Annotated in this window: 10 protein-coding genes; all 10 read right to left on the reverse strand. The window is 30.9% G+C overall.

The annotated features are described in order from the left end of the window. Positions 1-878, reverse strand: an 878-nt coding sequence (locus tag Q4517_RS15210) for a hypothetical protein (RefSeq protein WP_303511215.1), incomplete at its 3' end; no start/stop codon positions are given. Beyond that, positions 878-1,882: a hypothetical protein gene (locus tag Q4517_RS15215; RefSeq protein WP_303511217.1), complete on the reverse strand. Its 1,005-nt coding sequence runs from the start codon at positions 1,880-1,882 to the stop codon at positions 878-880. The genes Q4517_RS15215 and Q4517_RS15210, both read right to left, overlap by 1 nt. Next, the gene (locus Q4517_RS15220) at positions 1,869-3,020 is read right to left on the reverse strand and encodes a hypothetical protein (RefSeq protein ID WP_303511219.1); all 1,152 of its coding nucleotides are present in this window, start codon (positions 3,018-3,020) and stop codon (positions 1,869-1,871) included. The genes Q4517_RS15215 and Q4517_RS15220 overlap by 14 nt, the downstream gene beginning before the upstream one ends. 108 nt (positions 3,021-3,128) lie before the next feature. Next, positions 3,129-3,983, reverse strand: a complete 855-nt coding sequence (locus tag Q4517_RS15225; protein WP_303511222.1) for a hypothetical protein — start codon at positions 3,981-3,983, stop codon at positions 3,129-3,131. A gap of 159 nt (positions 3,984-4,142) precedes the next feature. Continuing rightward, positions 4,143-5,072: a hypothetical protein gene (locus Q4517_RS15230; protein ID WP_303511224.1), complete on the reverse strand. Its 930-nt coding sequence runs from the start codon at positions 5,070-5,072 to the stop codon at positions 4,143-4,145. Between the two features lie 4 nt (positions 5,073-5,076). Next, complete coding sequence (locus Q4517_RS15235; RefSeq protein WP_303511226.1) at positions 5,077-7,647, reverse strand: hypothetical protein; 2,571 nt, start codon at positions 7,645-7,647, stop codon at positions 5,077-5,079. An 8-nt stretch (positions 7,648-7,655) separates the two neighbouring features. After that, entirely contained in the window at positions 7,656-8,144 is a 489-nt protein-coding gene (locus Q4517_RS15240; protein ID WP_253057287.1) for a DUF4280 domain-containing protein, read from the reverse strand. Between the two features lie 11 nt (positions 8,145-8,155). Then, positions 8,156-8,998, reverse strand: coding sequence for a hypothetical protein (locus Q4517_RS15245; protein WP_303511230.1), 843 nt, complete (start codon positions 8,996-8,998; stop codon positions 8,156-8,158). A gap of 6 nt (positions 8,999-9,004) precedes the next feature. Then, the gene (locus tag Q4517_RS15250) at positions 9,005-9,151 is read right to left on the reverse strand and encodes a hypothetical protein (protein WP_303511232.1); all 147 of its coding nucleotides are present in this window, start codon (positions 9,149-9,151) and stop codon (positions 9,005-9,007) included. Between the two features lie 2 nt (positions 9,152-9,153). After that, positions 9,154-9,975: phage baseplate assembly protein V (locus Q4517_RS15255; protein WP_303511234.1), on the reverse strand; the 822-nt coding region annotated here is incomplete at its 5' end.

Below are 9,975 nucleotides of genomic sequence, written 5' to 3' on the forward strand. Positions count from 1 at the left end.
ACTCTATTATTAGAATGATTAATAATGAGCCTATGACCTGGAAACAAATAAAACAGAACGTAACTTAATAACTCAATCATTTTATATTTATCTAAAGGAACTTTTCTTTTAAAACTAGAATCAAAAATCTGTTTGAAACTTCTAATTCTATCCTTAATACTTTCCTCATTAACATCATTATACGCTTCAGATTTTAAAAATTCTAATTCTCTGTTTTTAACTAAGTCTACCCATTTAGCTTCGTCTTGATTATAAATAACATCTGATAGGTTGTTGTGAAAAGCTACTACTTCTTTTTCTAATTGTTTTTGATCCATTTTAGTTAAATCTTGCGATTCGCTCCAGCCTGTTACTTCATAAGGAACTTCTGCATAAAACGTAAAAGTATGCTCATAATAAGGTAAACCCTCTATTTTAATATCATTCTTACTTCTAGTACTTGCCTCTGGAATTTTAAATGTTATTACTTTTTCATCGCTGTCTTCTACCTGTATATCGTATTTTTCTATTTTTACTTCTATTCTTGCATTCTTGGTAAACGTGTCAAACCTTTCTACCTCAGTTTGCCCTAATGGATATAGCTTTACGGTAACCTCTTGTTTTCCGCTCTTTAAAATAGCATCGTTAATACAAGTAGTATGCCCCATTAAACCAGTTTGTTTAAAATGTTCAAACACTAATCTTCCATTTACATACAACTCATAAAAACAGCCTATTTGGTCTGCTTCTATAAAATATTGAGGCATGCTTTTGTGTTGTAGGGGTTGTATGTTGCTGTAAAGTTTGTCTATCGGTCTCATTTCTTTGGTTTGTCCACAAGCTGTAAGCACCAACAACATACAAAACAAATAAACACTATATAAAAACGCTTTGTGCATTACCTTATAATTTCTAATTTATTGCTTCCCTTGGGTTTGTGTAGGTAGACAAAATAATAATACCTGTATTTAATGAATTCACCATCTTCTTTTGACTCAATTCCAAACGAAAAAGCTGAACTCCCTCTCGATTCTTTACTCTTTAAACTAACCATTCTACCATCACCTCCAAAGATTATCTCATATGGGTCTAGAGGTTCTTTCTTTTTAAACTTAGAATCAAAAATTTCTTTTAGTTCTTCTATTCTTCCTTTTGTACTAGATTCTTTTATATCATTATAACTAACTGATTTTACATACTCTACCTCTCTTTTTTTTATTAGTTTGACCCATTTCTCTTCATCTCTTTGATCTACTATATTTGAAAGCTCATTATAGAAAGCCACTACTTCTTTTTCTAATTGTTTTTGATCCATTTTAGTTAAATCTTGTGATTCACTCCAGCCAGTAACTTCATAAGGAACTTCTGCATAAAACGTAAAGGTATGTTCGTAATAAGGTAACCCTTCTATTTTTATATCATTTTTGCTTCTAGTACTTGCCTCTGGAATTTTAAATGTTACTACTTTTTCATCGCTGTCTTCTACCTGTATATCGTATTTTTCTATTTTTACTTCTATTCTTGCATTCTTGGTAAACGTGTCAAACCTTTCTACCTCAGTTTGCCCTAATGGATATAGCTTTACAGTAACTTCCTGTATACCGCTTTTTAAAATAGCATCGTTAATACAGGTAGTATGCCCCATTAAACCAGTTTGTTCATAATGACTAAATACTGCTCTACCATTTACATACAATTCGTAAAAACACCCGCTTTGGTTCGCTTCTATAAAGTATTGAGGCATGCTTTTGTATTGTAGGGGTTGTATATTGCTGTATAGTTTGTCTATCGGTCTCATTTCTGTTGCTTGTTTTTTTTCTTTTGATGTATTGGTTTGCGCGCAAGCAGTAAGTATAACTGCTAACAATGCTGTGATAAGAGAGGTAATTTTATTTGTTTTCATATTCAAATTGTTTTTTTGATTCAAAGAGTTCAAAAATATAGTTCCTACCTAAAGAGGCATTTGAAGGACTCAATAAGACAAAAGGCTCTCGTTTATTTTTTTTGTTAGAATCATAAACTTTCTTTTTATTAAAAATTGTTTTTACTTTTTGTTTGTAAGTTCCTTTCAATCCCCCAAAATATACCACTTTTTCCATATAAGGCCCTCTTCCTTTAGTATAACCTACTTTTTCCACGAGACCGATGCTACTATTCAATTTTAACTCTCCTTCAATACTGGCTTCTACTTCAACAGGCTCAAAAAACAAAAGTGTTTTAAACTCTTTCTTGTATTTTAAACGAGCTTTTGCCTCAATACTTATATTAATAATTCCGTCAGATTTAATTATATCACCCTCACTTAATACCGTATTGTATTCATTTTCTTGCTTCGCTGCATTTTTATTTAAGGTAAATTTCTCAGTATGGGTGTTGTAACTTATATTTATATCATAAACTACCCTACCTTCTGCTTTGGCTATTAATTCAAACTTTCCATTGGTTTTTTCTTCCATCTTTTTTACAAACTCTTTTAAAGGGCTTTTTAAAGAATTGGAATCTATTTTATATTCAGTATTTAAAGCTAACAAAGGGTCGGCTTTAAAGGTTAAATCAAAAATAGTTGCATACGCTCCCTTTGGTTGCATTTCTTTTCTTAAGGCAGCGTTCATTGTTATTTTAGGCGTTGTTAAAGTAAGGTTGTATTTATCTAAAAATTTATTTACTTTATCTTTTCCTTTGTTAATTCTCTTAGCTACTTTTTGTGCTTTTTTTAATTGTTGTAACCCAGGTGCAAGCTTTCCTCTTGTTAGGTATATCATTAATATATCTACTGCCAAAGTAAGTAGTACTACATTAATTATTTGAAAATGTAAGTGGGCTTTGTAGGGTTGTATTTCGGCATAATTAATGAGTGACCCTACTTGGTTTTCTCCGTCGGGTATATCGTATCTTGCATGAAAACCAAGGTACATATCTGTTTTACTCTCTTTTATAAAATCACGTAGAACTTTTTCTAGCTCTGTTATGGCTGTTTTTGAGTTGTTATTTATAGATAATACGTCAAAAAGAGGTTTTATAAAGTTAAGTGTTTTTTCCAAAGCACTTGCTAAAACAGATATATAAGTGGCGTCTCCTTTTACTAATGGAAGCTCAATGTTATCGTGATATAAAATATCTTTTTTTTCTACATCTAAAGCTAAGTGTGTTTACCATATTTTAAGTTCTTTACTTCCTTTTGGCATATATAAAAAAATGGGGTCACCTCCTTCTGCGTATGCCTCTTCACCATCTTCATACTTATAATTACCTTTAATATAAATCATAGGATTATTATTTTTTTGCCATAAAGCAACTATCTTATTATCTGCATAAAATTGCATAGTATAATTTTCAACAGGAAGTATTTCTCTATTATATACTCGTTCGTCTGTTAAAGCAGCACGTACCTCATGACTCTCTTTAATTGTTTTTTTATCAGTAAAATAACCACTACTATAGTGAATTATGCTATTATGCATTTGTTCTTTTAAATAACCTACTTCATCAAACTGTTCTCCTAATTTAATGATACTATTGTATTTGGCTACAACCTTATTTTCAATATCTTTTATTGTCTTTAAGTCTTTAGCTTGGTCTAGCTCTTTACTATAATCGAAAGGTACATTAGCCGTAAAAGTTACTTTACTTTCATAATAAGGTAATTTTAATTCTCCAATATTTGTTGGACTTTCGAAAGTAGCTATAGTTTTATACTCATTTAGACCTGATTTTTTATCTGGTGCTTCTGTAAAACGTAATTTTACATGGGCATACTTAGTTACTAAGTCTTCTCCATCTTTAGGGTATATTCGTATGGTTGCAGTTTGTACACCACTTTTAATTATGATACCATTTAGAGGTAACATCATTGATTCACCATTGTTTTCAGTTAAACGATAATCTATACTACCCTCAAATTCTATAACTAATTTACAACCTGTTTTATTAATCTGTACTCCATATACAGGACGCTCTTTAAATACAGTAATATTTTTATACAGTTCATTTAAATATTCTTCCATTTGTTCTTCTTTTGTTTGCCCGCAAGCTGTAAGCACCAGCAACATACAAAACAAATAAACACTATATAAAAACGCTTTTTGCATTACCTTATAATTTCTAATTTGTTACTTCCTTTGGGTTTGTGTAGGTAGACATAATAATACCTGTATTTAATAAATTTACCATATTTTAAGCTCTTTACTTCCTTTTGGCATATATAAAAAAATGGGGTCACCTCCTTCTAGGTATGCCTCTTCACCATCTTCATATTTATAATTACCTTTAAGATAGATCATAGGATTATTATTTTTTTGCCATAAAGCAACTATTTTATTATTTGCATAAAATTGCATAGTATAATTTTCAATAGGAAGTATTTCTCTATTATATACTCGTTCATCTGTTAAAGCAAAACGTGTTTTCCAACTCTCTATTAATTCTTTACGAGTTGCTGTATAAGTTGTATTGAAAAAAACTTTACTTGCATGCATCCTTTCACTTAAGTATTCTATTTCTTTTAAATTTACTCCTAAACTTCGTAGTTGTTTATATTTAGCTACAACCTTATTCTCAATATCTTTTATTGTCTTTAAGTCTTTAGCTTGGTCTAACTCTTCACTATAATTAAAAGGTACATTAGCAGTAAAAATTACTTTACTTTCATAATAAGGTAATTTTAATTCTCCAATATTTGTTGGACTTTCGAAAGTAGCTATAGTTTTATACTCATTAAGACCTGATTTTTTATCTGGTGCTTCTGTAAAACGTAATTTCACATGGGCATACTTAGTTACAAGGTCTTCTCCATCTTTAGGGTATATTCGTATGGTAGCTGTTTGTTTACCACTTTTTGTTATCATCATATTAAGTGGTAACATCATTGATTCACCATTGTTTTCAGTTAAACGATAATCTATACTACCCTCTATTTCTATAACTAATTTACAGCCTGTTTTATTAATCTGCACCCCATATACTGGGCGGTTGTCATATTTAGTTATATCATTATGAATTTCATCTATTAATTCTTCCATTTTTTCTTCTTTGGTTTGGCTAACACAGCTTTGAAAACATAAAGCTATGCTTAAAATTATTATTATTCTCATCATTTATCTAATCTTCAAGTAAATACCACTTTTTATTATACATATTTTGTTTAGGCTCTACCATTTGATAAGGTTTTTTATTGGGACCAACTGAAAGACCATAACCTGTAGCTTTAGCAGTAACATAAACAATTACGCCATTAAAATCAGCTTTCATTTCAATAAAAGGACCTTTATCATCTTTTCCTGTGGCACCTCCAATAGTAATAGAAGTTTCTCCTTTAGCTCCTATTTCAAAACCAGCTTTTTTAGATTTGTCATCTACCTTATCTGCCTTAAAAGTAATTTTTTTTATGTTAGCTTCAGCTACTACACCTAATTCAACACCTACACCTACAGTAGTACTGCTTTCTAACTTTACATCTTCATCTTGGTTAAAGTAAACAGTTCCTTTTAAATCTATCTTACCAAAACCATAAAGGTTAAAATAAATTTCAACACCAGCAACTAAGAGTACTAAATTAGCTGCTTTAAGAAATTGACCAATTACAGGTAAGAATTCCGCAGCTGCTAATAAATCAAGAGTACCTGTACCTTTAATTAAAGGAGTAAACCCGAAAGCAATGCTACCTTGTGGCTCTACAACCCCATTACCTATATAAGTGTTTTTCCAATTACCTTCTATAGATATTACTGGGTAGTCTAACTTGAAAGTAAAAGGCATTTTTAAGAGTTTACCGCCCATTTTAGCAGCCATACCCTTTTTAGTTTTTGTAACACCAGTAATGTTATCCATAGTTTCTTTGATAGCAACTATGGCTTCTAGCACTTTTTTTATCTTTGCTTCATACTTTGCGTTGATTATTTCATTAGTTTCTCCTCCATATGTAGCTTTTAAATTGATATTAAAATAAACTTCTCTTGTTTTATATTTTTTATTTATACCCGCATTCCTTGATCTTTTGTTATGAAGAGAAGTTCTTGAAGAATCTTTCATATTCGTATAGGAATATGCTTCTGGGTTTTTTGAACCTACTTTTAAAATTAGTTTCCATGCCATTTCTGGATATATTTTAAACATAGGTGTTCGTGTATACCTACAGCTTTGTGCTTTAACTGTAAAAGTATAAGGAGTACCCCCGAAAATATATTTTCTAAACACATCAAAATCATTATCAGCTTCATAAGGATAAGCGACATTTAATCGTAAAGAATTTTCTGTTGGTATTCCCTCTACTTTTAAAGGTGTGATTTTTCCAAAAAAACGACTTGTAACAGTGTCATTAGATAATTCATCTATTACAAAAACATTATTTTTATGTAATTCTGTTTCATCTTCACAATTAGACACAAAAGAGTTGGTCTGTAGTTCTAATATACCTACACCTTTTTTTACATCTGCTACAAACTCTAAATAAGGTATTTTATTATCTGTTAAAGGTCCCTCTTCTTCTTCTTTTAATATTATTATCTTTTCAGAGAAGTCTTTTAAGTTTACACTAAGCTCTTTATAGGAACACTCTTTTTCATATAGCTGTGTTATTAATGGCGGTTGCCATACTTTTACAATATTAGGAGAAGTTACATAGTCTTCTTCATTTACCGTTGCACTAAAATCGCTTTTGTAATTTACCGTAAGGGTTACCTCGCGTTTTATAGTTGGGTAATTATTGGTTATAGCATGTTTGGATACTGGTGTAAAAGTAAACACCATTATATACTCTTGTAAAGAATCTTCAGAATCTTTTGCTTCTTTATGATTGGTTTTACCTGCCCAACTTAAATTAACTACATGCTCATCTATAAGTGAAACATTATAATCTAAAGAAGGATTGTACTCGTCTTTGGGTATGTTTATATCTATTAAAGTACTATAACCTCTTGTCATAGACTCTCCTTTATAAAACACCTCTTTGGTTAACTCGTAATCTTCACTTAAAACATTGTGTAAGTGCATGTGTATGTCTAAAACATCACCGTATATTAACTCTTGCTCAACTGAGTCGCAATTATCTTTTTTAATAGGGTTGCTACGAACTATTTTTTCTGGTAATGTTCTTCTTTCTACTAAAAGTGACAGTACCTGAGGTTTATCTACCGCTAAAATAAAGGCTCCTTGCTCTTTAAATTCAGGCGTATAATTAATACCTTCTAACCAAATACCTTTACCTAATGTTCTTTGAACATATTTTAAATTACCAAAAAACACTCCTTCTCTTTTTTCCGTATGGCTTTTGTACGGGTTTGTAGCTAAATATGCTCTTTTAACAAAGCCTGTAGTTTCTAGGGTATAAGCATGAAAATCAGGGTTTAAAACCTCCTCTCCATCTTTATTTAGGATATACCTTTTTCCATATTTAGTTCCTTTATTTAACTCATTTAATAGTACATGTAGTTCTTTTTGATCTTTTGGAACACTTTTAAAAGTTCTGAATTTTCTAGTTTTAAACCTGTTGTGTGATTGTGCAATCCAGTATACATTTTCTTTTGTTTCTTTTACATTTTTAGCTTTTAAAACTTTTAAATGGAAATTTACTGCTTTATTAAGAGGTATTTCAAAAACTTTTAAATCTCTATATATTCTCTCGGTAACAACATCTTTATCTTGTTCGTCTACAACAATTATTTTTTTTGCCATAATACAGGTTATTTAATTTCTAATAAATCAGTATCGTCAGTGTCTTCTATCGCTTGCTTTGGGTTTGCAAGTGGATTCATTTGACTATGCACTGCTGTATTTGTCTGTGCGGCTTGACTTTCTGATGGCGCTCCTACCTGTCCGTGAAAAGTAAACTCTACACATGGTGCTCCTGCAATGGCACAAATAGCTTTACTTTTTTCTGTTAATATTTTTCCTTGGTTACTTAATGTTACCTTTTCATAAAAGTCTTGCCATTGTGTTACGTTTGGCATGCAAGGTAAATAACTACTTCCAGAGGGTTGTAGTTTACACTGTCCAAAAGTTTTTGCTTTAAAGGGTTGCCCTATATCCATAGTAGAACCTACCATTTTTTGAGAACCACTAGACTCGTTTATATAATGTTTATGTGTACTTACTACTGCAAAGGTGTCGGGTGCAAAACCATGTGCACATTTACACATAGCTCCATTGCAAATTACTGCTACATCACTCATAATAATTTTTTTTAAATTTTAAATAGGTTGCTAAACCAATTGTCTTTTTTCTGTTTCTTTTGTTTTCCTTCTATAACTTTACCATTTTTATAACTAAAGCTTATATTGTCTTCTTTTCGTTCTTTAAGCTGAACTATACTACAATTTATTTCACTATCTAACTCTTTGTTATAATACATTTCTATACGTAAAGGCGTAAGGGTTTGCTTTTCTACTAAATGATGTAATAGCAAGGTATTTCCTTTTTCATCTGAGCCTTTAAAGGTTACATCGTGTATATTTTCTGCTTTTTTAAGTGTTTGCATTCCCACAAACAAAGCTTCGGGTTGATATGGATGTATAGGTATGTTTACCTGATAGTTATCTTGTATTGGTTTATGTTGATATGCTACTGGTAAACCATAGAAAAATAGTGCATATAAAAAATCACTTTTTAAACGCTGTGTAAATATACTTTCATTACTTACCGATTTTTTAATTTCAGCAAAATAAGTATCTGTTACTTCACCTGTAAATTCTCTTTGAATAGTTGGTAGCTGCTTATTAAAACGTTCTTGTATTTCTTTAAAATTAAAAAGCTTATAGTTGAAGCCAAATTTAGAAATATGTAATTGTAATGGGTACATAAGTGCTGCACATCGTAATGCTAAAACATCTAATATTTCTTTTGGTTCTTCCTTATTAATGAAGAACTGCTTTCTGTTAATATGAACTATGTAATCTTTTTGATTATAAGCTTGATAAGCAATATCAAATATATAATTGGTAGTAATTTGTTCTTTTAAAAAAGTACAGGTAACACCATAACTATTCTTAACACCATGGTTAATATGATCGTACACTCCAAAACTCATACTTTGCTATTTAAAAACAATACCTTCTTTCCCTGTTTCATTTACTAAGGTTTTAGATAAACTGTTTATGTTTTTAGCCTTTATGGAAATATCATTTTTAGTAGAAAGTGTAATTTTTCCTTTAGCTATTTTTATAATAGTATTTTTTTTCATGTTTAAAAAAGGTTGCTTTGTTTTCCGCTACTATTATTAATTTTTTGTTCTGCTTGCTTATTTATGTTGCCACTAGCCAATAGGTCTATTTCTTTTCCTGCTTCTTGTATTATTTGCTCTGCTTCATTCTTTATTTCTTCATCTGCTATTTGAATTATATTGGTAGCTTTAAGCTTGTGATTTCCTGAAATATTTTCTCTTTTGTCTTTACCTGTGGTAATGTTTAAATTTTCTCTTACCACAATGTCTAAATTTTTAGACATAAAAGTCATGTTTTCATTTGCAGATATAACTATGGAACTTTCGTGTGTGTTTAACTGTATCATGTTACTGTTCTTATCGGTAATCGTAATACTTTCCTTACCACTTGTATCGTTTAACTCAATAATATGCCCTCCGCGTGTAACGATACTTTTTATAACATTTTTTTCTCTTCCACCTGCTCCGTTTTTACCTGTAAACATGCTTCCCATAACAAAGGGGCGGTTAGGGTCGTTATGTTCAAAACCAATCATTACCTGATCTCCTACTTCTGGAATAAATACAAATCCTCTGTTGGTTTTAGTAAGATCACTGCTTCCTGCATCTGGTGTCATCACACGAATAAAGTCTGTTTTTGCCCCAATAGCTTCTTGCCAGTAAAACTGAACTTGTACGCGTCCTTTGCTTTCTGGATCTTTATTACTTACGACCTTTGCTACTTGATTGTTAGCTACTGCTGGCACTATGTTTTCGTTTAATGGTAAACTTTTTGTGTTTGCAGGGATAGCTTCAAAAGTATTAGAATATGCTCCTCCTACATCTGCAAAGTGGCTTATTTGAGT

Origin of the sequence: Tenacibaculum sp. 1_MG-2023, assembly GCF_030547425.1 — a bacterium.
GTDB lineage: Bacteria > Bacteroidota > Bacteroidia > Flavobacteriales > Flavobacteriaceae > Polaribacter.